The sequence below is a fragment of the Enterobacter sp. DC1 genome, from assembly GCF_000568075.1.
In the GTDB taxonomy this organism is placed as follows: domain Bacteria; phylum Pseudomonadota; class Gammaproteobacteria; order Enterobacterales; family Enterobacteriaceae; genus Enterobacter; species Enterobacter asburiae.
Genome location: NZ_AZUA01000001.1, coordinates 755110 through 780678 on the forward strand (window position 1 = coordinate 755110; position 25569 = coordinate 780678).

Consider the following 25569-nt stretch of genomic DNA (forward strand, 5'->3'; position numbering starts at 1 on the left):
TCACCATCAGGCGGTTTATGGTACGTCGTAACCCAGCGCGGCCTTACGGATGCGGAACCACTGCTGACGGGTCATCTGCAGCTCTTCAGCGGCCAGCGCAGAACGCACGCGTTCTATTTTGCCGGAACCGATAATCGGCAGCGGTTTTGACGGCAGGCGCAGGATCCACGCGTAAACCACCTGCTCGATGCTCTCGGCGTTGAGCTCGCGGGCGATGGTTTCAAGCTCGTTGCGCAGCGGCTGGAATTCCTCATCATTAAACAGACGTCCGCCCCCCAGGCAGGACCAGGCCATCGGGCGAATGCGCAGCTGCTGCAGCTGATCGAGCGTACCGTCCAGCAGCAGCGGCTGGTGTACCGGGGAGATCTCAACCTGGTTGGTGGCCAGGGTAAACGGCAGACGAGACTGAAGCAGCGCAAACTGTGCCGGGGTAAAGTTAGACACGCCGAAGTGACGCACTTTCCCACTCTGGTGCAGGTTCAGGAAAGCTTCCGCCACCTCATCGGCATCCATCAGCGGGTCGGGACGGTGGATTAACAGCAGGTCGATACGGTCGGTCGCCAGATTGACCAGCGACTGCTCGGCGCTCTTGATGATATGCGCGCTGTCGGTGATGTAATGACCGAGGGCGTGTTCAGGTTTTGCCGTGGTGGCAATCCCACACTTCGTGACGATCTCCATGCGATCGCGGAGTGCCGGAACCAGCTTGAGCGCCTCGCCGAACGCGGCCTCGCACTGGTAGCCACCGTAAATATCCGCATGATCGACCGTGGTGATGCCTAAATCGAGGTGCTCTTCAATAAAGCTCGCCAGCTGGAGGGGGGACATATTCCAGTCCATCAGGCGCCAGTAGCCCATGACAAAACGGGAGAATTCTGGCCCCTGGGGGGCAAGGGTAATTCGCTGAACCATAACATTTTCCTCAAGGACGTAATGTCATGAGTATACGCAATTACCGTGTTAAAAAAGTGAAGGTTGCTGGGGTTCTTCGGTTTCACCCGCTTTGTTTGCGCGTATTTTGCGCAGAAGACGCTGTCGGCAGAGGCGTAACACCACCTGCTTTTGCGTGTCGCTAAAGTTTTGCCAGTTAAAACGCTCATCGCGGGTACGCATGCACCCGCGGCAATATCCGCGTTCATCGACCTGACAAATACCCCGGCACGGGCTCTGGATGGGGAAAAACTCCAGTTGCTCTGCCACACTCACCTCCCGAAAGCTCCTCTCATCTACAGTGAAGACGTTAAATGCGCCGCGTGCAAGGCCTATATCACAGATTTGTGGCATTAAGGTTTCACTAATCTTCCCTCTCTATACTCGGCCCATCATGACAATAATGGGTTTACCGATCGATGTGGTTAATCAAAAAGTTACAATGTAACGACATTAAATTTACTCTGGGCTGTGCACTCTTCTTTACTCTGCTTAACGGGCTGTTTATCCAGCGCAGCTGGGCCATTATCGCCCCTGCCCATCTGCACGACATCCTCTTTGCCGCGTCCGTACCGCTGGTGCTGTTTTGCGGCTGGGTGATTGTCTTTAGCCTGCTTAACATCCCGTATCTCCGCAAGCCGCTGCTGATTGTATTGACGATCGGATGCGCCGCGGCAACCTACTTTATGTACACCTATGGCGCGGTGATCGATCAGAACATGATTGTGAACGTGTTCGAAACCAACTCTCAGGAAGCGACCGCTCTGGTGACCCCGCAGATGATCCTGTGGATTGTCATTGCCGGCCTCGTGCCTTCCGTGGTGGTGGCGTTGATCCGCATTCGTACCGGGAAATGGTGGTACGCGCTGCTGACGCGGGTTGCCGCGATGCTCGGCGCTCTGCTGGTGATTATCCTGATTGCCGCGCTGTTTTATAAAGATTACGCGTCGCTGTTCCGCAATAACAAAAGCATCGTCAAAATGGTCACCCCGGCGAACTATGTCAGCGCCGTGGTGAAGTACAGCAAAATGCGCTGGTTTGCCGGCGATCAAACGCTGGTGCGCATTGGTGAAGATGCCCATAAAGGGTCACTGATTACCGGTCAACAAAAGAAAACCGTTCTGGTGCTTGTCGTCGGCGAAGCCTCTCGCGCGGCAAACTACTCCCTGAACGGTTACGAACGCGAAACCAACCCGGAGCTGAAAAAGCAGGACGTGATTAACTTCCCGCAGGCCTCCTCGTGTGGTACTGAAACCGCGGTTTCCGTTCCCTGCATGTTCTCCGGCATGACGCGCAGCAAATACGATGCCGACCTGGCGCACCATCGCGAGGGACTGCTCGACGTGCTTAAGCATGCGGGTATCAACCTGCTGTGGCGCGACAACGACGGCGGCTGTAAAGGTGCCTGCGATCGCGTGCCACATACCGACATGACGCAGTGGCAGCTGGATCAGTTCTGCAAAGACAAATCCTGTATTGACGATGTGAACTTCTACCGTCTGGACAACGTGCTGGATGGCGTGAAGCAAGATACGGTGCTGGTTATCCACCTGATGGGGAGCCACGGCCCGGCATACTATCGCCGTTACCCGGACAACTTCCGTAAATTCACCCCAACCTGCGACACCAATGAGATTCAGGATTGCGACCATCAGGCGCTGATAAATACCTATGACAACACCATCCTCTATACCGACAGCATGGTCAGCAAAACCATTGATGCGCTGAAAGCACGCCAGTCGAGCATGAATACCGCGCTGATTTATCTCTCAGATCACGGTGAATCGCTGGGTGAAAGCGGTATTTATCTGCACGGTACGCCGTACATGCTGGCGCCGGAGCAGCAAACGCATATTCCGTTTATGTTCTGGCTGTCACCGGATTACGCGAAAAACTTTGGCGTCAACGAGCAGTGTTTGCGCGACCATGCAGCAAAAAATGCGGTTTCCCAGGACAATTTATTCTCAACCGTACTGGGTATGATGGACGTGAAATCAACGGTTTATCAACCACAGCTGGATATCCTGAGCGCATGTCGCCAGTAAACTCGCTTGCATTAGACCGAACGGTCTATTAGAGTGCGGCCATGAGCAGAAATACTGAACACGATACCCGAGAACATTTACTGGCGACCGGCGAGCGGCTTTGCATGCATCGCGGGTTTACCGGTATGGGGTTGAGCGAGCTGTTAAAAACCGCTGAGGTACCGAAGGGGTCGTTTTATCACTACTTCCGGTCCAAAGAGGCTTTTGGCGTAGCGATGCTGGAGCGTCACTATGCTGGCTACCACCAGCGTCTGGCGACCCACTTTGCTTCGGGTGAAGGTAACTACCGGGATCGTGTTCTGAACTACTATCAGGAAACGCTGAACCAGTTCTGTCAGCAGGGCATTATCAGCGGATGCCTGACCGTTAAGCTGTCTGCAGAAGTGTGCGATCTTTCTGAAGATATGCGCACGGCGATGGATAAAGGTGCCCGCGGCGTTATCGCCCTGCTGGCCCAGGCGCTGGAGAAAGGTCGCGATGAAAAAACGCTGGCCTTTTCCGGCGAGCCGTTAACCCAGGCGCAGGTGTTATATGCGCTCTGGCTAGGCGCCAACCTGCAGGCAAAAATTTCGCGCAGTGCCGTGCCGCTGGAAAGCGCGCTGGCACATGTGAAAAACAGCATTACTGCGCCTGGCATTTAACAGGCGTTTTTATTTACCCAACTACTAGTCGACTGGTCTACTCAGGAGTCTTTATGTCAGCTGAAAAATTATTTACCCCACTGAAAGTGGGTGCCGTCACTGCGCCAAACCGCGTGTTTATGGCTCCGCTTACCCGTCTGCGCAGCATTGAGCCGGGCGACATCCCAACCCCACTGATGGGTGAATACTATCGTCAGCGCGCAAGCTCTGGCCTGATCATCACCGAAGCCACGCAGATTTCCGCTCAGGCTAAAGGTTATGCGGGTGCGCCGGGTCTTCACAGCCCGGAACAGATCGCCGCATGGCAGAAAATCACCGCGGGCGTTCACGCTGAAGAGGGTCGCATTGCGGTCCAGCTGTGGCATACCGGTCGTATCTCTCACAGCAGCATTCAGCCTGGCGGCCAGGCTCCGGTCTCCGCTTCGGCCCTGAGTGCAAATACCCGTACGTCCCTGCGTGATGAAAACGGCAATGCGATCCGCGTGGATACCTCTATGCCGCGCGCGCTTGAGCTGGACGAGATCCCGGGTATCGTGAACGACTTCCGCCAGGCAGTAGCGAACGCCCGTGAAGCCGGTTTTGACCTGATTGAGCTGCACTCCGCCCATGGCTACCTGCTGCACCAGTTCCTGTCACCGTCGTCTAACCATCGTACCGACCAGTACGGCGGCAGCGTCGAAAACCGCGCTCGCCTGGTGCTGGAAGTGGTTGATGCCGTATGCCAGGAGTGGAGCCCGGACCGTATCGGGATCCGCGTCTCCCCAATCGGTTCTTTCCAGAACGTCGACAACGGTCCGAACGAAGAAGCGGACGCGCTGTATCTGATTGAAGAGCTGGCTAAGCGCGGCATCGCCTATCTGCACATGTCCGAGCCGGACTGGGCTGGCGGTAAGCCTTACACTGACGCTTTCCGTCAGAAAGTGCGCGAGCGTTTCCACGGGGTGATCATCGGTGCGGGGGCTTATACCCCGGAGAAAGCCGAAGACCTGATCGGCAAAGGGCTGATTGATGCCGTCGCGTTTGGCCGCGACTACATCGCCAACCCGGATCTGGTTGCCCGTCTGCAGAAAAAAGCGGCCCTGAACCCGCAGCGCCCGGAAAGCTTCTACGGCGGCGGCGCGGAAGGCTACACCGACTACCCTTCTCTGTAATCTCGCCGTTGTTCATTGATAGCGGCGTTACTTCGCCGCTATACTAAAACATCGTTTCTGTTCAAAAAGACAGTCTATTCCATTGGTTAATGAGGAAATTATGCGCCTACTTCACACCATGCTGCGCGTTGGCGATCTGCAACGTTCCATTGATTTCTACACTAACGTCCTGGGCATGAAGCTGCTGCGCACCAGCGAAAACCCGGAATACAAATACTCGCTGGCGTTCGTGGGCTATGGCCCGGAAACGGATGAAGCGGTGATCGAGCTGACCTACAACTGGGGCGTTGACAGCTATGAGCTGGGCACCGCCTACGGCCACATCGCGCTGGAAGTGGACAACGCGGCCGAAGCGTGTGAGCGCATTCGCAGCAACGGCGGTAACGTCACGCGCGAAGCGGGCCCGGTAAAAGGCGGCACCACCGTGATTGCGTTCGTGGAAGATCCGGACGGTTACAAAATCGAGCTGATTGAAGCCAAAGACGCGGGTCGCGGTCTGGGCAACTGATCCCTCAGGGCGCAACATGCGCCCGTAGTTTTACTGCATCACCCTGCAAAATTTGCCATAATGCGCTCTGCTTTTTCCCCTTGTAAGAGACCCTGATGTCCGATAACGCTCAATTTAGCGGTCTGTGCGACCGTTTTCGTGGTTTTTATCCCGTTGTCATTGATGTAGAAACAGCCGGATTTAACGCTAAAACCGATGCGCTGCTCGAAATTGCCGCCATCACGCTGAAGATGGATGAACAGGGCTGGCTTACACCGGACACCACGCTGCATTTCCACGTTGAACCTTTCGAAGGGGCAAACTTACAGCCGGAAGCGCTGGCGTTTAACGGTATCGATCCGCATAACCCGCTGCGGGGCGCAGTCAGTGAATATGATGCGCTGCACGCCATTTTCAAAATGGTGCGTAAAGGCATGAAAGAGAGTAACTGCAGCCGCGCCATCATGGTGGCCCATAACGCCACCTTCGATCACAGCTTTACCATGGCCGCCGCGGAGCGCGCCGCGCTCAAGCGCAACCCCTTCCATCCTTTTGTGACCTTCGATACCGCCGCACTGAGCGGCCTGGCCCTGGGACAAACGGTGTTATCAAAAGCCTGCATCACGGCGGGTATACCTTTTGACGGCACGCAGGCACATTCCGCTTTATACGACACGGAGCGCACCGCAGAGCTGTTCTGTGAGATCGTCAACCGCTGGAAGCGTCTGGGCGGCTGGCCGCTGCCGATGGATGATGAGGCCGATCCTCAATCGTAGGCCGGGTAAGCGCAGCGCCACCCGGCAAAAAAAAAGCGACCACACTAAGCGGGTCGCTTTTTTATTTGCGCAGAAAATTACTCTGCGTCCGGCTCTTCGGTTTTGTACTTCGCCGCCGTCTCTTTGATCAGCTGCTGCAGTTCGCCGCGCTGATACATTTCAATCAGGATATCGCAGCCGCCAACCAGTTCACCGTCAACCCACAGCTGTGGGAAAGTCGGCCAGTTAGCGTACTTAGGCAGCTCTGCGCGGATGTCCGGGTTCTGCAGGATATCAACGTAAGCAAAACGCTCACCACAGGCTGACAGCGCCTGAACCGCTTGTGCGGAGAAGCCGCAGCTTGGCAGCTTCGGAGAACCTTTCATATACAGCAGAATCGGGTTTTCAGCGATCTGGCGCTGGATTTTTTCAATAGTGGTGCTCATGTCTTGCTTCCTTTAACTTCTGTTACGGCATTCGTCTGACATTGTAGCGGTTCAGACTGGCATCGGAAAATAACATTTTTGTCACGTTTATACATTCTACCCCGAGTCACGAAAAGTTGCATTGCAAATGGTGTTTACCCCTGCGGCAGTCAGGGTTTTGCTTAGGGAGTGGGCAAATGTGCGACAGAACGATGAATTTTTTTGCACTTGCTAACGAAACACGATTGTAGATTGAAAAATGCTATTAACTTTCTGGGTTTTTATAGATTAGAATCGACGGGCTTTGTAAATCACACGCGGGTATTATTGATGACCTGCATTTATCAGGGGACTGCCCAGTGGCGCGGATAAATAAAATCTCGATCACGCTCTGTGCTTTACTGTTTACTTCACTCACTTTCACGCCAGTGGCAAACGCCTCTCAGCAGGCGCGGCATTCTGCTGTACAAAAAAACCATCTGGTGAAAGCCACAGAACGTAAGAAAAAAACCACCGCTAAGAACGACAAGAAAAAAACACCGGCTCAGACGAAACAGACTGCTTCCAGCAAGACGAAAACAAAACCTTCCCGCACTGCCCACTCCGCTAAAAGTAAAGCTTCGCAAACCGCCGCTAACCTCGTTACTGAAAAATGCATCACGCGTAAAGGCCACAAGGCGAAATGCACGAAGGTCACCAAAATAGCGGAAGTGCATAAAGTGCGAGTACAGAAAGCGCAAAAAACCGCGATGAATAAACTGATGGGGCAGATTGGCAAACCTTATCACTGGGGTGGCAGCTCGCCGCGTACCGGGTTTGACTGCAGCGGTCTCGTCTATTACGCCTATAAAGATCTGGTCAAATTCCGCATTCCGCGTACTGCCAATGAGATGTACCACCTTCGCGATGCCTCTCCGGTTGACCGCGGTGAGCTGGAAAACGGCGATCTGGTGTTCTTCCGCACTCAGGGTCGCGGCACGGCTGACCACGTTGGCGTCTATGTCGGCAACGGGAAATTCATCCAGTCTCCACGTAGCGGCCAGGATATTCAGATCACCTCTCTCAGTGAAGACTACTGGCTACGCCACTACGTCGGCGCGCGTCGCGTGATGACGCCGAAAACCATTCGCTAACCCCTGCCCTGCCACATCCGTGGCGGGGTAAGTTCCTCTTTTGCATACCCTTTCAATTTGCTATCCTGTCCTTGTTGTCTGTGTGGTTATTGGCAACGCAAAATACAATAAGGAGAGAAGCAATGTCGTTCGAATTACCTGCACTACCGTATGCAAAAGACGCCCTGGCACCGCACATTTCGGCGGAAACCCTGGAATATCATTACGGCAAGCATCACCAGACTTACGTCACCAACCTGAACAATCTGATCAAGGGCACCGATTTTGAAGGCAAAACGCTGGAAGAGATCGTCCGCAGCTCAGAAGGTGGCGTATTTAATAACGCGGCTCAGGTGTGGAACCACACCTTCTACTGGCACTGCCTGGCACCGAATGCCGGCGGTGAACCTGCCGGTGAACTGGCTACCGCTATCAACGCCGCATTTGGCAGCTTCGCGGATTTCAAAGCGAAATTTACCGATGCAGCCATCAAGAACTTCGGTTCTGGCTGGACGTGGCTGGTTAAAGAGGCGGATGGCAAACTGGCTATCGTGTCCACTTCAAACGCGGGCACCCCGCTGACCACCAGCGCTAAGCCGCTGATGACCGTGGACGTGTGGGAACACGCTTACTACATTGATTACCGCAACGCGCGCCCGAACTACCTGGAGCACTTCTGGGCACTGGTTAACTGGGACTTTGTCGCGAAGAACTTCGCCGCGTAAGAGACACGCAGAAGGGTTCGCCCTTCTGCGTTTTTGGTTTATTCCGCAGCGCAGGCCGCTTCAGGCTGTTTACGACCCGACATCATCACCAGCAGCAGGCCGAGCGCGGCAATAATCGCCCCCATCACCGGCACAAAACCGTATCCCAGACCACCTGAAATCACGGCCCCACCGGCCGCGGCGCCCAGGGCATTACCCAGGTTAAACGCACCGATATTCACGGAAGATGAAAGTCCCGGCGCCTCGTGCGCGACACGCATTACGCGCATTTGCAGCGGCGGCACCACGGCGAAAGTGGCGGCTCCCCAGACGACCATCGCAATCGCGGCCCCGAACTCATTACGCGCCAGCCATGGAATGGCAACCATGATAACAATCAGCAGGGTTAAGAAGCCCTTCAGCGTCCCGCTCACGGAACGGTCGGCAAATTTCCCGCCGAGATAGTTACCGATCGAGAAGCCCACGCCAATCAGCACCAGCATCGCGGTCACAAAGAGAGGCGTTGCGTGGGTGATGTCATGCAATACCGGTGAAATATAGGTGTAGAGGGTAAACATCGCCCCTGCCCCCAGCACGGTGGTGAGCAGCGCGGAGAGTACCTGCGGGCGCATCAGCACCGACAGCTCTCTGCGCACGTCAGGACGTTCCCCCGCGCTGCCTTTCGGCAGGGAAAAGAATAGCGCCACCATCGCAACCACGCCCAGCCCGGCAGTCGCAAGGAAGGACATACGCCAGCCGATCGCTTCTCCCAGCCAGGTTGCCGCAGGCACCCCGCCGATGTTAGCAATCGTCAGCCCCATAAACATGGTTGCCACGGCGCTCGCCTGCTTGTGTTTTGGCACCACGCTGGCAGCCACGACCGACCCCAGCCCAAAGAACGCGCCGTGGTTAAGGCTGGTCAGAATGCGGGACAGCATCAATGTGGTGTAGTCCGGCGCAATGGCCGAAAGCACGTTCCCCAGGGTGAAAATCGCCATCAGGAAAATCAGCGCATTGCGGCGCGCGCGGTGCGAAAGAAGAAGCGTCATCAGCGGCGCCCCGACCATCACGCCGATAGCGTAGGCGCTGATTAACATCCCTGCGGCAGGGATCGAGACGTCTACGCCCCGGGCAATAACGGGCAGTAACCCCATCGGGGAGAATTCAGTGGTGCCAATCCCAAAAGCGCCAATCGCCAGGGCCAGCAGGGGAAAATTGATTTTCATGCGTCAACTCCGGATGCCGTGTCATGTGGTGACACAGAACAAAGAAGCGGAAAGCATGACATCAATCACAAAAAATGAGAAGTTAACAAAATGGCAAAAGATTTTTGCCCGAGAAGTAACAATCCGGGGAGTCGGGAGGGAGAAGGCTCTCCCCCCGCGTAAATCAGTGCAGCGCAGCCGTCAGACCGGCCGCAACAATCAGAGCCAGCACAACAACGGTGGTGAACAGCGAAAACTTAAGATCGGAACTCATCAATTTTTCTCCTTTTAATCCCCACACGAAAAGTGAGCTTGCTCATTTTTGCACAGATTACGTCAAAAATCTTCCTGGATTTATACTGATAACCACTTTACCTCTTCCCCTTTTCATCAAGATAGGACAAAATTCCACGCTAAATTTATTAGCGTACCGGCCATTGACCCCCTCCTGACGTCCCGTGTCGTTTTCCCGGCGTGCCGCAATTCAAGATTGCGAGATAAGGGTGAGAGAAGGCAAACGTTTACCTTCAAGTTTTTCAGGAGCTTAGGATATGGTCTGGAGTGACATTTAATGGCAACAATTAAAGACGTAGCAAAACGCGCAAACGTTTCCACTACAACCGTATCACATGTAATTAACAAAACCCGCTTTGTGGCGGAAGAGACGCGCAACGCCGTCTGGGCAGCGATCAAAGAGCTGCACTATTCGCCAAGCGCGGTTGCGCGTAGCCTCAAAGTTAATCACACCAAGTCTATTGGATTGCTGGCGACCAGCAGTGAAGCGGCCTATTTTGCCGAGATCATTGAAGCGGTCGAAAAGAACTGCTTCCAGAAAGGTTATACCCTGATTCTGGGCAACGCGTGGAACAGCATTGAAAAACAGCGCGCCTACCTGTCGATGATGGCGCAAAAGCGCGTTGATGGCCTGCTGGTGATGTGTTCCGAGTATCCGGAGTCCGTGCTGTCGATGCTGGAAGAGTATCGCCATATTCCGATGGTGGTGATGGACTGGGGCGAAGCGCGCGCGGATTTCACCGATTCCGTTATCGATAACGCCTTTGAAGGCGGCTATATGGCCGGTCGTTATCTGATCGAACGCGGCCACCGCGAGATTGGCGTGATCCCCGGTCCGCTGGAGCGCAACACCGGCGCGGGCCGTCTGGCCGGCTTTATGAAAGCGATGGAAGAAGCGTTGATCAACGTGCCGGAAAACTGGATTGTGCAGGGCGACTTTGAGCCGGAATCGGGCTATCGCGCGATGCAGCAGATCGTCTCCCAGCCGCACCGTCCGACCGCCGTGTTCTGCGGAGGCGACATCATGGCGATGGGCGCGCTCTGCGCTGCCGACGAGCTGGGCCTGCGCGTACCGCAGGATATTTCCGTGATCGGGTATGACAACGTGCGTAACGCGCGCTTCTTCACGCCAGCGCTGACCACCATTCACCAGCCGAAAGATTCGCTGGGCGAAACGGCCTTCAACATGCTGATGGACAGGATCGTCAACAAGCGTGAAGAGTCGCAGTCCATTGAAGTTCACCCGCGTCTTATCGAACGCCGTTCCGTTGCGGACGGTCCGTTCCGCGACTACCGTCGTTAATCGCCTTACGGGGCCAGCTATGCTGGCTCCCGTAACCATTCCCGGTTCAGCGTTTCGCTGTCTCCCAGATAATCCAGCAGCCAGGCCATCGCAGGCGAGACATCATTTTGCTGCCATGTTAGGCAGCAGGCCGCATCCGGGAACGGATTCTCCAGCGTCAGCTCCACCCACTCTCCAGTATCGATGCGCGGACGCGCGAAATGAACGGGCACCATCGCGACGCACAGCCCGGCGCTGAGGCACGTCGCCGACGATTCCCAGTCAGGTGCCACCACCCGCCGCTGGTTGTCGAGAAGCCAGGTGATACGCTTGGGCAATGAACGGGACGTATCCTCCAGCACCAGCGACGGCCAGTTGCGCAGCGTATCATCGCTCAGCGGCCCTTCCATCGCCGCCAGCGGATGGTCGCTTGCCACCACGCATTTCCAGCTCAGCATCCCCATATCGCGAAAGGCGTAACGCCCCCCGACCGGGATCGCCTGCGTGGCCCCGATCGCCATCTCTGCCCTGCCGTCCGCCAGCGCATCCCAGACGCCGTTGAACACCTCCTGCGAAACCCGCAGCTCGACGTCAGAAAAATGACGATAGAAGTCGACGATCATCTGCCGGGTGCGTTCCGGCTTAACGATATTATCCACCGCGATGGAAAGATGTCCCCGCCAGCCGTTAGCGATCTGCTGACACTGTTCGCGGGTGATCTGCATTTTTTTGATAACAGAACGCCCTTCCTTCAAAAACCACGCGCCTGCGGGCGTTAATTCCACATCGCGATGCCGCCGTTCAAACAGCGGAACCGCCAGCCACTCCTCAAGCTGACGCACCGTGTAGCTGATTGCCGAAGGGACGCGGTGCAGCTCCTGTGCCGCACCGCTGAAGCTGCCGTTACGCGCAACAGCATCGACTACTTCAAGAGAATAATCTGACCACATTTTCTGCCTGCAAAATTTTTGAATGCACCCGCCAAATATTAGCGTTTCACAAGCGGCTTTGCACTCCCTACACTCAGCGCCAATGTATACCTGCCTCCTCAGGAGAATAAAATAATGCAACCCAGGAACGGTTTTTTAGTCTGGCTCGGCGGCTTAAGCGTGCTGGGCTTTTTGGCCACCGATATGTACCTGCCGGCGTTTGCCGCCATGCAGGAAGATTTACAAACGCCTGCTGCCGCCATCAGCGCCAGCCTGAGTTTATTCCTCGCCGGCTTTGCCTTCGCTCAGCTGCTCTGGGGACCGCTCTCGGATCGCTTTGGTCGTAAACCGGTACTGCTGCTGGGCCTGGCCATTTTTGCGGTGGGCTGCCTGGGAATGTTATGGGTACGCGATGCCACCTGGCTGCTGGTGCTGCGGTTTATTCAGGCCGTGGGCGTCTGTGCCGCGGCCGTGACCTGGCAGGCGCTGGTCACCGACTATTACCCGGCTAACCGCACAAACCGTATTTTCGCCACCATTATGCCGCTGGTGGGTCTCTCACCTGCCCTCGCCCCCCTGCTGGGCAGCTGGATCCTCGCGCATTTCGACTGGCAGGCCATTTTCGCCACGCTGTTTGCCATTACCCTGGTCCTGATGCTGCCGGCGTTCGCCCTCAAGCCCGCGCATAAAAAAGAAGCGCATGCTGACGCGAAGCCGATTACCTTCACTTCCCTGCTCAGCACCAAAGCGTATCGCGGTAATGTCCTGATCTATGCCGCCTGCTCGGCAAGCTTCTTCGCGTGGCTCACCGGCTCGCCGTTCATTCTGCACGATATGGGCTACAGCCCGGCAGCCATCGGCCTGAGCTATGTTCCGCAGACCATCGCGTTCCTGGTGGGCGGGTACGGCTGTCGCGCGGCGCTGCAAAAGTGGGAAGGTCAGCAGATGCTGCCGTGGCTGCTGGTGCTGTATGCGCTGAGCGTCATCGGGACCTGGGCAGTTGGCTTTATTCCGGGTGCCGGTCTGGCCGAAATTTTGATCCCATTCTGCGTGATGGCCGTTGCGAACGGGGCGATTTATCCGATTGTCGTAGCCCAGGCGCTGCGTCCCTTCCCGCAGGCAACAGGCCGCGCCGCCGCGCTGCAGAACACCCTGCAGCTGGGGCTGTGCTTCCTGGCAAGCCTGGTGGTATCGGCGCTGATTGCCACGCCGCTCCTGACCACCACCAGCGTGATGCTGGTGACCGTTGCGCTGGCGGTGTTGGGCTATCGCATGCAGGCAGCCGCGCAGCGTGACCAGGCTAACCGTGCACAAGTTGAAACGTCACATGCATAATCGCGCCGGAAATCATGTTAATTTTCAGTGATTAGGTTGCTAAGAATTTTCTATTGAATCACCAAATTTTGAAGCCTATACTAAATTTGGTTCGATTAAATACGATAAATATTAAGTGTTAACGGGAGCCGGAGTGCTCCCGTTTTACCATGGAAGGCATTTCGGCAAGGGTTATCTCCCTTCCTCTGTTCTACGTCGGATACTAGCCTCGCGGTATTTACCGTGAGATTTCTCACAAACCAAAAAAAGCGTCTACGCTGTTTTAAGGTTCTGATCACAGTAGGGTGATGGAGAAGCTATGAGTTCATCGTGTATAGAAGAAGTCAGCGTTCCGGACGATAACTGGTCCCGGATCGTCAGTGAACTGTTAGGTCGAGCAGGCATCACTATCAATGGATCATCGCCATCCGATCCTCAGGTTAAACATCCCGACTTTTTTAAACGCGTGCTGCGGGAGGGATCGTTAGGCCTGGGAGAAAGCTATATGGACGGCTGGTGGGAGTGCGAACGCCTGGATACCTTTTTCGCCAGCGTGCTGCGTGCCGGTCTTGAAAATCAACTCCCTCGCAACTTGAAAGACACCCTGCGCGTCGCGTCTGCCCGACTGTTCAATCTGCAAAGTAAAAAACGCGCGTGGATCGTTGGCAAAGAACACTACGATCTTGGCAACGACCTGTTCAGCCGTATGCTTGACCCTTTCATGCAGTACTCCTGCGCCTACTGGAAAGAGGCATCGACGCTTGAAGAGGCCCAGCAGGCCAAGCTGCGTCTGATTAGCGAGAAGCTGCAGCTGCAGCCCGGTATGCGCGTGCTGGATATCGGCTGCGGCTGGGGCGGACTGGCGTATTTTATGGCGAAGCACTATGGCGTCAGCGTCGTCGGCGTGACGATTTCAGCGGAACAGCAAAAAATGGCGCGGGAACGCTGCCAGGGCCTCGATGTGGATATCCGGCTGCAGGATTACCGTGACCTGAACGAACAGTTTGACCGGATCGTTTCCGTTGGCATGTTCGAGCACGTCGGGCCGAAAAACTACGCTACCTATTTTGAGGTGGTGGATCGTAATCTGAAACCGGACGGCATCTTCCTGCTGCACACCATCGGCTCTAAGCGGACCGACAATAACGTTGACCCGTGGATCAACAAATACATCTTTCCGAATGGCTGTTTACCGTCAGTCCGCCAGATTGCCAACGCCAGTGAACCCCATTTCGTGATGGAAGACTGGCATAACTTTGGCGCGGATTACGACACCACGTTGATGGCATGGCATGCACGTTTTCAGGAGACCTGGCCTGAGATTGCGGACAACTATTCTGAACGATTCAAGCGGATGTTTAGCTATTATCTGAATGCCTGCGCGGGGGCGTTTCGCGCACGGGATATTCAGCTCTGGCAGGTAGTATTCAGCCGTGGGATTGAACACGGTCTCCGTGTCGCACGCTAAAAAATAACCCCGGAAGCCCGGGGTTATTTTTTTTATTCTTCTTCTGCGGCGGTCTTTATTATTGCCGCTTCTTTTGCGGCCAGCACGCGTTCAACCGTATCCACCACCGCCTGGGTTTGCGGATCGATTTCAATATTCACGCGATGCCCCAGCTTTTTGGCACCCAGCGTGGTGCGCTGCAGCGTTTCAGGAATTAAATGCACGCAAAAACGCGTTGGCGTTACTTCACCCACCGTCAGGCTAATCCCATCGATGCCAATAAATCCTTTATAGAGGATGTATTTCATTAATGAAGGATCCTGCATTTTAAACCAGATTTGACGGTTATTTTCCGAGGTCACGATTTTCGCCACTTCAGCGGTGGTCATAATGTGGCCGGACATCAGGTGGCCGCCAATCTCATCGCTGAACTTCGCCGCCCGCTCAACGTTGACGGTATCTCCCACCGCCAGCTCGCCCAGGTTGGTGATGCGCAGCGTCTCTTTCATTAAATCAAAGCTAATCTGGTTGCCGTTAATTTCGGTAACGGTCAGGCAGCAGCCGTTATGGGCGATCGACGCGCCGGTTTCAATGCCCTCAAGCATATATTCCGGCAGCTCAACAACATGAGTACGGAAATTAGGTTTTTCATCAATGGACACCACTTTGGCGGTGCCCTGCACAATACCAGTAAACATGCTTACAACTCCTGTTTTTTCCGGACGGTGGTGACACCGTTTAATCCCACCACAATAACAGTTGGAAAAAGAGGTTGCCAGCGGAGCGCATTTTCTGGCGATTTTTTCACTAGATAAATAGCTAAAGCCCGCTACAATAGCTGGCACCCCCCTGCATTTTCTTCTTGCTGCCCGTTTCGGCGGCTTTTTTAGTCTCTCAAATAACTACAAAATAAAGGTGTTCACGTGCAGAAGTACATGAATGAAGCGCGCCAGCTATTGGCACTGGCTATACCAGTGATCGTCGCGCAAGTGGCCCAGACCGCAATGGGATTTGTGGATACGGTAATGGCAGGTGGCTACAGCGCCACCGATATGGCGGCCGTTGCTATCGGCACGTCAATCTGGCTTCCGGCCATCCTGTTCGGCCACGGTCTGCTGCTCGCGCTCACTCCAGTTATCGCTCAGCTCAATGGTTCGGGTCGTCGCGAGCGCATTGCCCATCAGGTCCGTCAGGGTTTCTGGCTGGCAGGGTTTGTCTCCGTGCTGATCATGGTCGTGCTCTGGAACGCGGGCCACATCATTCGCGCTATGCATAACATTGACCCGGCACTGGCTGATAAAGCCGTGGGCTATCTGCGCGCCCTGCTCTGGGGTGCGCCCGGCTACCTCTTTTTCCAGGTGGCGCGTAACCAGTGTGAGGGCCTGGCGAAAACCAAGCCCGGGATGGTGATGGGCTTTATCGGCCTGCTGGTCAACATTCCGGTGAACTATGTCTTTATTTACGGTCATTTCGGGATGCCGGAGCTGGGCGGCGTCGGATGCGGCGTGGCGACGGCAGCCGTTTACTGGGTGATGTTTTTTGCGATGATCACCTATGTAAAACGCGCCCGTTCCATGCGCGATATTCGCAACGAGAAAAGATTTAGCACGCCGGACTGGAACATCATGACGCGTCTGGTGCAGTTAGGGTTGCCTATCGCCCTCGCGCTGTTCTTTGAGGTGACCCTGTTTGCCGTGGTCGCCCTGCTGGTCTCCCCGCTGGGGATTGTGAACGTGGCCGGGCACCAGATTGCGCTGAACTTCAGCTCCCTGATGTTCGTTCTGCCGATGTCGCTGGCGGCGGCGGTGACGATCCGCGTCGGCTTCCGCCTGGGCCAGGGCTCAACGCTGGATGCGCAAACGGCCGCCCGGACCGGGCTGGGCGTCGGCGTCTGCATGGCAGTCTGTACGGCGCTCTTTACCGTTGCATTACGCGAGCAGATTGCCCTGCTCTATAACGACAGTCCGGAAGTGGTCACGCTGGCATCGCACCTGATGCTGCTGGCCGCGATTTATCAGATCTCTGACTCCATCCAGGTGATTGGCAGCGGCGTGCTGCGCGGATATAAAGACACGCGCTCTATCTTCTTTATCACCTTCATCGCCTACTGGGTGCTGGGACTGCCGGCTGGCTATATCCTGGCGCTTACCGATCTGGTGGTGGATCGCATGGGTCCGGCAGGGTTCTGGATGGGCTTTATCATCGGCCTGACGTCGGCGGCGATTATGATGATGATGCGAATGCGCTTCCTGCAGCGCCAGCCATCAACGGTCATTTTGCAGCGCGCGGCACGTTAACGACGCGGTAGCCGCCACCCGGCGGCTACTTTCTCTTCACTTTGCGCGGTAATGAAGCAATCGCGTGAAATCAGAGAGAAAAATGCATTTTCCCTCTTGCCACCTCGGTGCTGTGCCGCTAATATTCGTCCCCGTTGTCACCGACAACACGTTGCGTTCATAGCTCAGTTGGTTAGAGCACCACCTTGACATGGTGGGGGTCGTTGGTTCGAGTCCAATTGAACGCACCATTCTGCGTCCGTAGCTCAGTTGGTTAGAGCACCACCTTGACATGGTGGGGGTCGGTGGTTCGAGTCCACTCGGACGCACCATTTCAGTCCTGAAATGGTGCAAATCCTCTTCTGATATCCTGAATTTTCCTAATCCCTTATTTTCATCATTATTCTCCTGCTACGCTTTTCTTATGGAAAAAAAACAGGAAGACCGTCGATGAAGAAAATCGCGATTATCGGCTCCGGCCCCACAGGGATTTATACTTTTTATCATCTCCTTAAAAACAGCAAACCGCTCTCAGTTTCCATCTTTGAACAATCCGAAGACGCTGGCGTGGGTATGCCCTATAACGACGACGATAACTCTCGTCTGATGCTGGCGAATATTGCGAGCATTGAAATCCCGCCCATTTTTATCACCTACCTCGACTGGCTCAAGGAACAGAGTGACGCCCATCTTGCGCGCTTTAAGGTTGATAAAGCCCGCCTGCATGACCGACAGTTCCTGCCCAGGCTCCTGCTGGGCGAGTATTTTCGCGACAGCTTTCGTTCAATCGTGAAAGAGGCCAGAAAGCTGGGGTTTCAGGTTGATGTCCATGAATCCGCCCAGGTCACCGATATCGTTTCCACAAAAGAAGGGGTCACGCTATCCGTCAACGACAGCGCCTTTCCTGAACGCTTCGACCTTGCGGTTATCACCACCGGCCACGTCTGGCCAGACGAGGACGAAGCCACGCGCACGTTCTTCCCAAGCCCGTGGTCCGGTCTGATGGATGCCAGTATTCCTCCCTGCCGCGTCGGTATTATGGGGACATCGTTAAGCGGTCTCGACGCGGCCATGGCGGTAGTAATGCAGCACGGTGAATTTCGTGATGATAAATTCGTGCTGGATAAAGGCAGTGACGCGTTGCAGATTGTCCTGATGTCCCGGACGGGCATTCTGCCGGAAGCCGATTTTTACTGCCCTATCCCTTACGAACCGCTGTCGGTATTGACCGAAGGCGCGGCTGAAAACGAGATTGCCAAAGGACCGGATGGCCTGCTCGACCGCATTTTTACCCTGATGGTGAAAGAGCTTCAGCTCGCTGACACGACGTGGTGCGAGAAAATATCCCTGCATAAGCAGAATGCGGACAGCATTCGTGAGGCCTGGTTTGAGGATCGTAAACGGCACGGCCCCTTTACCTGGGCGGAAGAAAATCTCAACGAGGTTGAGCGGAACAAACGCGAGCGGCGCACCGTAGCCTGGCGCTATACCGTGCTTCGGCTGCATGAGGTGGTTCAGGAGATTGTTCCCCACCTCAACGAACGGGACAGAGAGCGCTTTAAGCAAGGCCTCGCCCGCGTATTTATCGACAACTATGCGGCCATTCCTCCGCAGTCTATCCGCAGGCTGCTCGCGCTTCGCGAAGCCGGCATCATCAGCGTGGCGACGCTCGGTGACGATTACACGCTGGATATTGGCAGCGATCGAACGGTAATCACCACACAAGAGACCGTTTACCGTTTCGACGTGTTTATTGATGCGCGCGGTCAAAAGCCGCTCAAAACAAAAGATCTGCCCTTTCCGACATTGCGCAAACAGCTGGAAGCCACGGGCGAAGAGATACCGGACATCGGTGAGGATTACACCTTAAAAGTGCCTGACGCCGTTCGCGGGCGCATCGCCTTTGGCGCGATACCGTGGCTGATGCACGATCGTCCCTTCGTTCAGGGGCTGGGGGAGTGTGCAGAGATTGCGGAAGCAATGGCGAAGGCGGCGGAAAAACCCGCGTCGGGATCGCGGCGCAGATTACCGTATATCGAGAACTGACAGGGCTTCCATGCCCTGCTGTCGCGGATTATTCGAAGAAGACTTCCGGGTTTTCAGACAGCGAAACGAAGGTTTTCGTCGCTTTATCCAGGGCAAGAATTTTGCCGCTTTCAATGTCGTACACCCAGCCGTGCAGTCGGATGGAGTTATTACGCAGGCCCACCGCGACGGACGGGTGGGTCTTAATGTTGCTCAGCTGCGCAAACACGTTCTCCTGCACCATCGCATTAACTTTATCGATCGGCTTATCCCAGGTTTTCTTCTCTACCACGGCTTTCGCCGCGTCAGAATAGCGAAGCCAGTGTGACACAGCAGGCATCGGTTCCAGGTTCGCGTTATCGGCAATCGCCTTCATCGCGCCACAGTTGGAGTGACCGCAAATCACGATATCCGTGACGCCCAGCGCCACCACGGCGTATTCGATGGTTGCAGACACGCCGCCAGGCTCCGGCCCGAAAGGCGGCACGATGTTGCCAGCATTACGAATGACAAAGAGTTGTCCTGGCTCTTGCTGGGTGACCAGTTCCGGGACCAGACGGCTGTCGGAGCATGAGATGAACAGCGCTTTGGGATTCTGGCTGGACGCTAAACTGCGGAAGAGTTCTTTACGTTGCGGGAAAATCTCTTTTTGAAAGCTGAGAAAACCTTCAATGATATGTTGCATAGCAATGTCTCTTTTATCTGTTTTAGTTTAGGCATGATCGAGATCACACTCGTAAAGTTTACCCATCGTGGTTTACTTCAGACAAGCAATATATTTCTGGCCCGACCGCTGCACAATCTCGTCCGCACTGGCCTCGATATTCTGCCCTTCGAACGCGCCGTAAAGACGCTCAAAGGTTTTGCCTTCGAGATGACTCACCACCGACGCCACGGTGCGGGCCGGCAGCGGAAGATAATTCGGGTAGCTCCACATAAACGAGACGGCGTCTTTACCCGGCGTGACCTGCAGAATATCGCCCACCAGCAATACCCCTTCCCCCTCCTGCCAGTGCAGCACCGTTCCACCGGCAAAATGCCCGCCCAGACGCAGCAGGGTGACCGACGGGAAAATCTCCAGCGCATCCCCCTCCCAGAAATGAATGGCCGGGCTGTCGCGCATGACCCACTCTCTGTCGCTGGCGTGCAGGTACACAGGCGCATCAAACGCCGCAGCCCACTCCTGCATAGTGGTGTAATAGTGCGGATGTGAAATCGCTATCGCGCTGATGCCGCCGAGGGCGGTAATGAGCGTTTTGGTTGCGGAGTCGAGGTTGGCGATGCAGTCCCAGAGGATATTGCCGTGGGCCGTTTGCAGGAACAGCGCCCGCTGGTTTATCGCAAACGCAGGCACCGTTTTGATCCCAAACAGCCGCGGCTCCAGCTGCTGCCATTTGTTGCTATGCGTGGCGGTGACGGTGTCGAGATCGGTCCACGCCTGGCCCGTGGCGGGCACGTACTGGCGCTCGTCCTCGCAAATCGGACAACTGTCCGGCTGCGTATCGTAGGCGGTGCCACAGGTTTTACAGAGTGTAATCATGTGCTCTCCTCAGCGATAAAGCACTGAGTATGGCAGGGATTATCCTTATGTGCTGCGAGGTACATTGCTGGCTTTTTTTACCCTATACTGTGCCAGAATCACATACTGAACAGAGCAGGTGCCACATGGAAATTGATCTCGATAACTTAGTCTTTAACGGTCTGGATGAAGCCGAAGAGCGTAATGCGGAACGTCTGGACGATGCAGACAAAAAAGCGCAGGCGATTGTCGCCGACGACGACTGCGGCGACGCCTGCAAGATCTAATAAAAAAGCACCGGGAAACCGGTGCTTTTTTATTTCACTCGTTAAACGTCACGCACACCTCGTTCCAGTACGTTTCGCGCGTGCGGCGCAGTTCAGCGTGACGTTTTATCATGGAACCACTCCGGGTCAATGTTGGCAACGTCGACGCCATACAGGCTGGCGACAGGCAGGATTGACTCAAGAACACGTTGCGCGCTGTTCTCCGCATTCACTGGTCGGGTCGCAAAAAACCGCCGTAACGTGCTGATCCATTTTTTCATCGTCTTACCCTCTCTCGCCGTGTCTGATCTCAGTTAAGCACTCAAATGCCGCGCGGGGGAAATACCAAAATCCACTGTCGATGTGCAGGATCTGCAAATAGCATCCCGTTCTTTTCACTCCTCATTAACACCTTGTTCACTAATGCTTTTTTGCTCATAGCAAAGAACGATTTCTTATTTGGCGATAGCTTTCGCTTATGGGAGCGTAGCGGGGTAAAACAAAAACAACGGGATGGCGAATGACTATGGCAGCAAACATGAAAGGGTTTACCAAACTGACACTGGTTCTGGGATTACTGGCGACGGGCAGCCTGCTTTCAGCGCAGGCACAGGCCGATCAGCTGGCGGATATTAAGGCCGCAGGGGTGGTGAAAGTGGCCACGTTTGACGCCAACCCGCCGTTTGGCTCTATTGATGCCAAAACGCACGAGATCGTGGGTTACGACGTGGACTTCGCCAAAGCGCTGGCAAAATCGCTCGGCGTGAAGCTTGAACTGGTTGCCACCAATCCGGCCAACCGTATTCCTCTGCTGCAGTCCGGGAAAGCAGACCTGATCGTGGCGGATATCACCATCACCCCGGAACGCGCGCAGGTGATTGATTTCTCGACCCCTTACTTTGTCACCGGCCAGCAGTTCCTGGTGCCGGCTAAATCACCGGACAAGCTTGATGACTACAGCCGGGCGCGTATTGGCGCGGTCAAAGGAACGACGGGCGAGCAGGCGCTGCACCAGCGTTTCCCGCAGTCACGCGTGCTCTCTTATGACGATATTCCCCTGGCGCTGACGGCACTGCGCAATGGAAACGTGCAGGCCATTACCCAGGACAGCACCATTCTGGCCGGTCTGCTGGCGCAGGCGCCGGATAAAGCGAACTTCAAAATCCTGCCCGATCTGCTCAGCAAAGAAGAGATTGGCGTTGGGGTGAAAAAAGGCGAAACCGCGCTGCTGAAGGCCGTTAACGACGAGCTGGTTAATCTCGAGAAGAACGGTCAGGCAGCAAAAATTTACGACGTCTGGTTTGGCCCAAACACGCCTTCCCCACAGCCTCGCGCCTTTAAAATAGAAGCCAGATAATTATGCTCTCAGGTTTATTTTCACACTCCGCGGCCGGTGCCGCGGATTTTTCACATCTGGAACAGGCCAGCGTCGAGTTTCGTCATGTGGACAAACGCTACGGTGACCATCAGGTTTTAAACGACATTAACCTCACCATCACGCCCGGTGAAGTTGTCGCCATCCTCGGCCCTTCGGGTTCCGGTAAATCCACCCTGATTCGTCTCATCAACCAGCTTGAAACCCTGAGCGGCGGAGAGATTCTGGTCGACAACAAGCCTACCGCAAAGCTCTCCGGCATCGGGCTGCGCCAGCTGCGCAGCCGCGTGGGGTTTGTGTTCCAGCAGTTCAATCTTTACGCCCACCTCACCGCCAGCCAGAACATCACCCTGGCGCTGGAGCACGTTCACGGCTGGAAGCCGCAGCCAGCTCAGGAGCGCGCGCTGGCCCTGCTGGAAAAGGTCGGGATGCTGGAAAAAGCCCACCATTTCCCGGCAGAGCTTTCCGGTGGACAGCAGCAGCGCGTCGCGATTGCCCGCGCCCTGGCCTCATCACCGCAAATCATTCTGTTCGATGAACCCACCTCCGCGCTGGATCCGGAGATGATTGGTGAAGTGCTTTACGTGATGAAAGCCCTCGCCCACAGCGGGATCACGATGATCGTGGTGACCCACGAGATGCAGTTTGCCCGGGAAATAGCCGACCGGATTGTCTTTATCGACGGCGGGCAAATTCTGGAAACCGCGCCGCCGGCAAAGTTTTTCAGCCAGCCGTCGCATCCGCGCGCGCAGCGGTTCCTGCAAAAGGTGCTCAACCCGCTGCATCAGGAGCATCTGTAATGCCCGCGCTCGACTGGCAGGGGGTTCTGACCGGACAGCCTCTGCAGTGGATACTCTCCGGATTCCTCACCACCCTGTGGGTCACGCTTGCCGGGATGCTGCTGGCCAGCCTGCTCGCACTGCTCTTTATGCTTCTGCGCCTTTCCGGCGGACGCCCCGGGAACGCGATCGTCAGCAGCTGGGTATCGCTGTTTCGCAATACGCCGCTGCTGGTACAGCTGCTGTTCTGGTATTTTGCCGCCTGGAACGGACTACCGCAGGCGTTTCGCGACGCGGTGAACGCGGATCACAGCTGGTCAATTCTGCCAGGCGACGTCTGGTGGTTTACGCCCGAATTTTTATGTTCTGCCTGGGGTTTGGGCGTCTTTACCTCGGCGTTTTTAATCGAAGAGGTGGAGTCGGGGTTACGTTCCGTGCCTGCCGGACAGCGGGAGGCGGCGCTCGCGCAGGGATTCTCCGCGTGGCGTCTGTTTCGTTACATCCTTCTGCCGCAGGGCCTGGCCAACGCCTGGCAGCCGGTCGTGGGCCAGTACCTTAATCTGATGAAGCTCTCCTCGCTCGCGAGCGGAATTGGCTTTGCCGAGCTGACCTATCAGGTCAGGCAGATCGAGAGCTATAACGCGCACGCGCTGGAGGCATTTACCCTTGGTACCGCACTCTATCTGCTGACCGGCCTGGTCATGGGGATGGTGCTGGTTCGCATCGGACCTGACGCGAAACGTAAACGCCCAGCCGTCGCCGCCTCAGGGAGTGAAGAACATGATTGCCGGACTTAACGTCATCACCGATAACCTCGATTATCTGCTGTGGGGACGCGCGGCAACGGGTGAACCGGGGGGCGTACTGCTGTCGTTGATGATGGCTGCCGGGGCCGCCGTCATCGCCCTGCCCGGTGGGATAGTACTCGCGTGTCTGGCCTGGCGCTTTACCGGACTCGTGCGAAAGGCCCTCTTTTTATGGGCAGAGCTGATTCGCGGTATCCCGCTCATCTTCGTGATTTTCTGGATGTGGTATCTCCTGCCGCTTATGACCGGAGGCGATCTGCCGGGGGCGCTTACCGTCACGCTGGCCCTGGCCTGGTTTACCGCGGCAACGGTGATGCACTCGGTATTGGCCGGGCTTAACGCGCTACCGTCCGGACAATATGAGGCCGCACTGTCACAGGGATTCAGCACGCAGCAAACCCTCCTGCGCGTGCTGCTGCCGCAGGCGCTGAGGAATATTCTGCCGTCGCTGGTGGGGATTTTTATCAGCCTGCTGAAGGATACGTCGCTGGCGTTTATCGTGAACGTACCGGAGCTGACCACGGTGGCGGGACAGGTCAACAACCGGGTGCAAATCTACCCGGCGGCCATTTTTATCTTTACGGGCGTGGTCTACTACCTGCTCTGCTGCTCGCTCGAGCAGCTTGCGAAACGCTGGCGCATTACCCGGCCAGCGCTTTAACCACCGTTTCCATCGCTTCGGTTGTCAGTTCACTGCGTTTAACGCGCTGGTTCGCCAGCGCGGTACGCAGGACTCCGGCAATGACAATATGCTTTGGCTCCTGCCCTAAATCACGCATCTCAAGCACCACCTTTCCGACCACCCGGCACATCTCCTGATACAGCGCTTCATCTTTGGTCACGTTACCCATCGTCATCACTCCATTGCCTTTTAAACGTTGAGCTTAAATGATTCTCCTGCCGGATACAAAAAAGAAGCCCGGCGAGAGACTCGCCGGGCTTCATCTGTAAAATCAGTAAATTAGTTGTTTACTGGGATGACCGCGCCTTTGTACTTGGTGCGGATCCAGTCCTGAATCTCTTTCGAGTGCAGCACGTTCACCAGCGCAACGATATCTTTCTTCTTCTCGTCACCGCGATGCACGGTAATGATGTTGGCGTACGGGTTGTTTTCACCGCTCTCTACCGCAATCGGGTCGTGAACCGGATCCAGACCCGCGTCAATCGCGTAGTTGGCGTTAATCACCACCGCATCGCCTTCGTTGTTGTTGTACATCTGCGGCAGCAGAGAGGCTTCCACGTTCGGCGTGAACTTCAGCTTTTTCGGGTTCTCGACGATGTCGCTGATGCGCGCGGTCACTTTGTCGATGCCCGGCTTCAGCTTGATCACGCCCTCTTTCTCAAAGATGGAGAGAATACGCCCCTCTTCAGAAACCGCGTCACGCATGATGATCTTGCCACCTTCCGGCAGGTCTTTCAGAGACTTGTATTTTTTGGAGTAGATGCCGATTGGTTCAATGTGGATCGCGCCCGCACTGACAAAATCGTAGTCTTTATCGCCCGCATGATCTTTAAGCACGCTGTTCAGGTAAGGAATGTGCTGGAAATAGTTCGCGTCGATGTCATGACCCGCCAGCGCGGTGTTCGGCAGAATGTAGTCCTGGAACGGTTTAATCTCCAGGTCGATACCCTGCTTCGCCAGAATCGGCTTTGCCTGCTCCAGAATTTCGGCGTGCGGCGTGTTGGATGCGCCCACGGTCAGGGTGTCGGCCCAGGAGGCGAAGCTTAGGGCGCTCAGGGTTGCGGCGGCGATCAGTGTCAGTGTTTTTTTCATGATGTGGTTCCTGTGTGTTGTTGTTACC

At 55.6% G+C, this 25569-nt stretch carries 29 protein-coding genes and 2 tRNA genes; 19 read left to right on the forward strand and 12 right to left on the reverse strand.

All coding sequences use genetic code 11. The annotated features are described in order from the left end of the window. Positions 1–15: 15 nt before the first annotated feature. Positions 16–912 carry an aldo/keto reductase gene (locus P346_RS17840; RefSeq protein ID WP_032657749.1) on the reverse strand — a complete coding sequence of 299 codons (897 nt, stop codon included), beginning with the start codon at positions 910–912 and terminating at the stop codon, positions 16–18. Between the two features lie 48 nt (positions 913–960). After that, on the reverse strand, positions 961–1200 hold the full coding sequence (locus tag P346_RS17835; RefSeq protein WP_032658320.1) for a DUF1289 domain-containing protein: 240 nt from the start codon (positions 1198–1200) through the stop codon (positions 961–963). 149 nt (positions 1201–1349) lie between these two features. Here P346_RS17835 and eptA point away from each other — a divergent pair, with 149 nt between their 5' ends. The 5 genes from eptA to rnt all read left to right on the forward strand — a co-directional run bounded on the left by eptA (position 1350) and on the right by rnt (position 6030). Next, complete coding sequence (gene eptA / locus P346_RS17830; RefSeq protein WP_032657751.1) at positions 1350–2975, forward strand: phosphoethanolamine transferase EptA; 1626 nt, start codon at positions 1350–1352, stop codon at positions 2973–2975. Positions 2976–3016: 41 nt separating this feature from the next. Beyond that, positions 3017–3616, forward strand: a complete 600-nt coding sequence (locus P346_RS17825) for a TetR/AcrR family transcriptional regulator (RefSeq protein ID WP_029739798.1) — start codon at positions 3017–3019, stop codon at positions 3614–3616. A 53-nt stretch (positions 3617–3669) separates the two neighbouring features. After that, on the forward strand, positions 3670–4767 hold the full coding sequence (locus P346_RS17820) for an alkene reductase (protein ID WP_023311356.1): 1098 nt from the start codon (positions 3670–3672) through the stop codon (positions 4765–4767). A gap of 100 nt (positions 4768–4867) precedes the next feature. Beyond that, positions 4868–5275, forward strand: a complete 408-nt coding sequence (gene gloA / locus P346_RS17815; RefSeq protein WP_013096923.1) for a lactoylglutathione lyase — start codon at positions 4868–4870, stop codon at positions 5273–5275. A 95-nt stretch (positions 5276–5370) separates the two neighbouring features. After that, a complete protein-coding gene (rnt, locus tag P346_RS17810) occupies positions 5371–6030 on the forward strand; it encodes a ribonuclease T (protein WP_032657753.1) in 660 nt (219 codons plus the stop codon). Between the two features lie 77 nt (positions 6031–6107). Here rnt and grxD read toward each other — a convergent pair whose 3' ends face one another. Continuing rightward, positions 6108–6455, reverse strand: coding sequence for a monothiol glutaredoxin 4 (gene grxD / locus P346_RS17805; protein WP_003832760.1), 348 nt, complete (start codon positions 6453–6455; stop codon positions 6108–6110). A 338-nt stretch (positions 6456–6793) separates the two neighbouring features. Here grxD and P346_RS17800 point away from each other — a divergent pair, with 338 nt between their 5' ends. Together P346_RS17800 and sodB are read left to right on the forward strand one after the other, a co-directional pair. After that, on the forward strand, positions 6794–7567 hold the full coding sequence (locus tag P346_RS17800; protein WP_032657756.1) for a C40 family peptidase: 774 nt from the start codon (positions 6794–6796) through the stop codon (positions 7565–7567). 122 nt (positions 7568–7689) lie between these two features. After that, positions 7690–8271 (forward strand): superoxide dismutase [Fe], encoded by a 582-nt coding sequence (gene sodB, locus P346_RS17795; RefSeq protein WP_023311353.1) that lies wholly within the window; start codon positions 7690–7692, stop codon positions 8269–8271. Positions 8272–8309: 38 nt separating this feature from the next. Here the strand turns inward: sodB and P346_RS17790 are convergent, their stop codons facing one another. After that, positions 8310–9476 (reverse strand): MFS transporter, encoded by a 1167-nt coding sequence (locus P346_RS17790; RefSeq protein ID WP_032657758.1) that lies wholly within the window; start codon positions 9474–9476, stop codon positions 8310–8312. 163 nt (positions 9477–9639) lie between these two features. Then, positions 9640–9729, reverse strand: a complete 90-nt coding sequence (cydH, locus tag P346_RS23090) for a cytochrome bd-I oxidase subunit CydH (RefSeq protein ID WP_008500596.1) — start codon at positions 9727–9729, stop codon at positions 9640–9642. A gap of 297 nt (positions 9730–10026) precedes the next feature. Here cydH and purR point away from each other — a divergent pair, with 297 nt between their 5' ends. After that, positions 10027–11052 (forward strand): HTH-type transcriptional repressor PurR, encoded by a 1026-nt coding sequence (gene purR, locus P346_RS17780; protein ID WP_023335431.1) that lies wholly within the window; start codon positions 10027–10029, stop codon positions 11050–11052. 17 nt (positions 11053–11069) lie between these two features. Here purR and punR read toward each other — a convergent pair whose 3' ends face one another. Continuing rightward, positions 11070–11981 (reverse strand): DNA-binding transcriptional activator PunR, encoded by a 912-nt coding sequence (gene punR, locus P346_RS17775; protein ID WP_023311350.1) that lies wholly within the window; start codon positions 11979–11981, stop codon positions 11070–11072. A 114-nt stretch (positions 11982–12095) separates the two neighbouring features. On the opposite strand from punR, the gene punC reads away from it, so the two are divergent. Beyond that, positions 12096–13295, forward strand: coding sequence for a purine nucleoside transporter PunC (gene punC, locus P346_RS17770; protein ID WP_032657760.1), 1200 nt, complete (start codon positions 12096–12098; stop codon positions 13293–13295). A 298-nt stretch (positions 13296–13593) separates the two neighbouring features. Beyond that, positions 13594–14742: a cyclopropane fatty acyl phospholipid synthase gene (gene cfa, locus P346_RS17765; protein ID WP_032657763.1), complete on the forward strand. Its 1149-nt coding sequence runs from the start codon at positions 13594–13596 to the stop codon at positions 14740–14742. Positions 14743–14774: 32 nt separating this feature from the next. On the opposite strand, the gene P346_RS17760 is transcribed toward cfa, so the two are convergent. Beyond that, complete coding sequence (locus P346_RS17760; RefSeq protein ID WP_023311347.1) at positions 14775–15419, reverse strand: riboflavin synthase; 645 nt, start codon at positions 15417–15419, stop codon at positions 14775–14777. A 225-nt stretch (positions 15420–15644) separates the two neighbouring features. Here P346_RS17760 and mdtK point away from each other — a divergent pair, with 225 nt between their 5' ends. The 4 genes from mdtK (at position 15645) to P346_RS17740 (ending at position 19043) form a co-directional block, all read left to right on the forward strand. After that, positions 15645–17018, forward strand: a complete 1374-nt coding sequence (gene mdtK / locus P346_RS17755) for an MdtK family multidrug efflux MATE transporter (RefSeq protein WP_032657765.1) — start codon at positions 15645–15647, stop codon at positions 17016–17018. Positions 17019–17171: 153 nt separating this feature from the next. Beyond that, positions 17172–17248 (forward strand) — tRNA-Val (locus P346_RS17750). 4 nt (positions 17249–17252) lie between these two features. Then, a tRNA-Val gene (locus P346_RS17745) sits at positions 17253–17329 on the forward strand. Positions 17330–17447: 118 nt separating this feature from the next. Then, positions 17448–19043, forward strand: a complete 1596-nt coding sequence (locus tag P346_RS17740; protein ID WP_032657767.1) for an FAD-NAD(P)-binding protein — start codon at positions 17448–17450, stop codon at positions 19041–19043. A 28-nt stretch (positions 19044–19071) separates the two neighbouring features. Here P346_RS17740 and P346_RS17735 read toward each other — a convergent pair whose 3' ends face one another. After that, complete coding sequence (locus tag P346_RS17735; protein WP_023311344.1) at positions 19072–19707, reverse strand: carbonic anhydrase; 636 nt, start codon at positions 19705–19707, stop codon at positions 19072–19074. A gap of 72 nt (positions 19708–19779) precedes the next feature. After that, on the reverse strand, positions 19780–20562 hold the full coding sequence (locus tag P346_RS17730) for an MBL fold metallo-hydrolase (RefSeq protein WP_032657770.1): 783 nt from the start codon (positions 20560–20562) through the stop codon (positions 19780–19782). A gap of 125 nt (positions 20563–20687) precedes the next feature. Between P346_RS17730 and P346_RS23095 the strand changes: the two genes are divergently transcribed. Further along, positions 20688–20828 (forward strand): hypothetical protein, encoded by a 141-nt coding sequence (locus P346_RS23095; protein ID WP_003857665.1) that lies wholly within the window; start codon positions 20688–20690, stop codon positions 20826–20828. A 92-nt stretch (positions 20829–20920) separates the two neighbouring features. Here the strand turns inward: P346_RS23095 and P346_RS23435 are convergent, their stop codons facing one another. After that, a complete protein-coding gene (locus P346_RS23435) occupies positions 20921–21088 on the reverse strand; it encodes a hypothetical protein (protein WP_014831607.1) in 168 nt (55 codons plus the stop codon). A gap of 245 nt (positions 21089–21333) precedes the next feature. On the opposite strand from P346_RS23435, the gene P346_RS17715 reads away from it, so the two are divergent. Genes P346_RS17715 through P346_RS17700 form a run of 4 tightly spaced genes read left to right on the forward strand, consistent with a single transcriptional unit; the run spans position 21334 to position 24428 of the window. Beyond that, positions 21334–22164 (forward strand): ABC transporter substrate-binding protein, encoded by an 831-nt coding sequence (locus tag P346_RS17715; RefSeq protein WP_193743809.1) that lies wholly within the window; start codon positions 21334–21336, stop codon positions 22162–22164. A gap of 2 nt (positions 22165–22166) precedes the next feature. Further along, positions 22167–22982 carry an amino acid ABC transporter ATP-binding protein gene (locus tag P346_RS17710; RefSeq protein ID WP_032657772.1) on the forward strand — a complete coding sequence of 272 codons (816 nt, stop codon included), beginning with the start codon at positions 22167–22169 and terminating at the stop codon, positions 22980–22982. Continuing rightward, a complete protein-coding gene (locus P346_RS17705; RefSeq protein ID WP_032657775.1) occupies positions 22982–23758 on the forward strand; it encodes an amino acid ABC transporter permease in 777 nt (258 codons plus the stop codon). The genes P346_RS17710 and P346_RS17705 overlap by 1 nt, the downstream gene beginning before the upstream one ends. Beyond that, positions 23742–24428 (forward strand): amino acid ABC transporter permease, encoded by a 687-nt coding sequence (locus P346_RS17700; protein ID WP_032657777.1) that lies wholly within the window; start codon positions 23742–23744, stop codon positions 24426–24428. Before P346_RS17705 ends, P346_RS17700 begins: the two co-directional genes overlap by 17 nt. On the opposite strand, the gene fumD is transcribed toward P346_RS17700, so the two are convergent. Together fumD and P346_RS17690 are read right to left on the reverse strand one after the other, a co-directional pair. Beyond that, positions 24409–24618, reverse strand: a complete 210-nt coding sequence (gene fumD / locus P346_RS17695; protein WP_008500615.1) for a fumarate hydratase FumD — start codon at positions 24616–24618, stop codon at positions 24409–24411. The genes P346_RS17700 and fumD overlap by 20 nt on opposite strands. A gap of 110 nt (positions 24619–24728) precedes the next feature. After that, the gene (locus P346_RS17690; RefSeq protein ID WP_008500616.1) at positions 24729–25541 is read right to left on the reverse strand and encodes a MetQ/NlpA family ABC transporter substrate-binding protein; all 813 of its coding nucleotides are present in this window, start codon (positions 25539–25541) and stop codon (positions 24729–24731) included. Positions 25542–25569: the final 28 nt, after the last annotated feature.

Bases quoted from the DNA above. Each gene is read 5' to 3' on its own strand.
- P346_RS17705 (WP_032657775.1), top strand. From the start codon at position 22,982: ATGCCCGCGCTCGACTGGCAGGGGGTTCTGACCGGACAGCCTCTGCAG.
- P346_RS17840 (WP_032657749.1), bottom strand. From the start codon at position 912: ATGGTTCAGCGAATTACCCTTGCCCCCCAGGGGCCAGAATTCTCCCGT.
- P346_RS17730 (WP_032657770.1), bottom strand. From the start codon at position 20,562: ATGATTACACTCTGTAAAACCTGTGGCACCGCCTACGATACGCAGCCG.
- P346_RS23095 (WP_003857665.1), top strand. From the start codon at position 20,688: ATGGAAATTGATCTCGATAACTTAGTCTTTAACGGTCTGGATGAAGCC.
- sodB (WP_023311353.1), top strand. From the start codon at position 7,690: ATGTCGTTCGAATTACCTGCACTACCGTATGCAAAAGACGCCCTGGCA.
- fumD (WP_008500615.1), bottom strand. From the start codon at position 24,618: ATGGGTAACGTGACCAAAGATGAAGCGCTGTATCAGGAGATGTGCCGG.
- P346_RS17825 (WP_029739798.1), top strand. From the start codon at position 3,017: ATGAGCAGAAATACTGAACACGATACCCGAGAACATTTACTGGCGACC.
- grxD (WP_003832760.1), bottom strand. From the start codon at position 6,455: ATGAGCACCACTATTGAAAAAATCCAGCGCCAGATCGCTGAAAACCCG.
- purR (WP_023335431.1), top strand. From the start codon at position 10,027: ATGGCAACAATTAAAGACGTAGCAAAACGCGCAAACGTTTCCACTACA.
- P346_RS17710 (WP_032657772.1), top strand. From the start codon at position 22,167: ATGCTCTCAGGTTTATTTTCACACTCCGCGGCCGGTGCCGCGGATTTT.
- P346_RS17820 (WP_023311356.1), top strand. From the start codon at position 3,670: ATGTCAGCTGAAAAATTATTTACCCCACTGAAAGTGGGTGCCGTCACT.
- punR (WP_023311350.1), bottom strand. From the start codon at position 11,981: ATGTGGTCAGATTATTCTCTTGAAGTAGTCGATGCTGTTGCGCGTAAC.
- P346_RS17735 (WP_023311344.1), bottom strand. From the start codon at position 19,707: ATGCAACATATCATTGAAGGTTTTCTCAGCTTTCAAAAAGAGATTTTC.
- P346_RS17760 (WP_023311347.1), bottom strand. From the start codon at position 15,419: ATGTTTACTGGTATTGTGCAGGGCACCGCCAAAGTGGTGTCCATTGAT.
- gloA (WP_013096923.1), top strand. From the start codon at position 4,868: ATGCGCCTACTTCACACCATGCTGCGCGTTGGCGATCTGCAACGTTCC.
- cydH (WP_008500596.1), bottom strand. From the start codon at position 9,729: ATGAGTTCCGATCTTAAGTTTTCGCTGTTCACCACCGTTGTTGTGCTG.
- P346_RS17700 (WP_032657777.1), top strand. From the start codon at position 23,742: ATGATTGCCGGACTTAACGTCATCACCGATAACCTCGATTATCTGCTG.
- punC (WP_032657760.1), top strand. From the start codon at position 12,096: ATGCAACCCAGGAACGGTTTTTTAGTCTGGCTCGGCGGCTTAAGCGTG.
- eptA (WP_032657751.1), top strand. From the start codon at position 1,350: ATGTGGTTAATCAAAAAGTTACAATGTAACGACATTAAATTTACTCTG.
- cfa (WP_032657763.1), top strand. From the start codon at position 13,594: ATGAGTTCATCGTGTATAGAAGAAGTCAGCGTTCCGGACGATAACTGG.
- rnt (WP_032657753.1), top strand. From the start codon at position 5,371: ATGTCCGATAACGCTCAATTTAGCGGTCTGTGCGACCGTTTTCGTGGT.
- P346_RS23435 (WP_014831607.1), bottom strand. From the start codon at position 21,088: ATGAAAAAATGGATCAGCACGTTACGGCGGTTTTTTGCGACCCGACCA.
- P346_RS17715 (WP_193743809.1), top strand. From the start codon at position 21,334: ATGGCAGCAAACATGAAAGGGTTTACCAAACTGACACTGGTTCTGGGA.
- P346_RS17690 (WP_008500616.1), bottom strand. From the start codon at position 25,541: ATGAAAAAAACACTGACACTGATCGCCGCCGCAACCCTGAGCGCCCTA.
- P346_RS17790 (WP_032657758.1), bottom strand. From the start codon at position 9,476: ATGAAAATCAATTTTCCCCTGCTGGCCCTGGCGATTGGCGCTTTTGGG.
- P346_RS17740 (WP_032657767.1), top strand. From the start codon at position 17,448: ATGAAGAAAATCGCGATTATCGGCTCCGGCCCCACAGGGATTTATACT.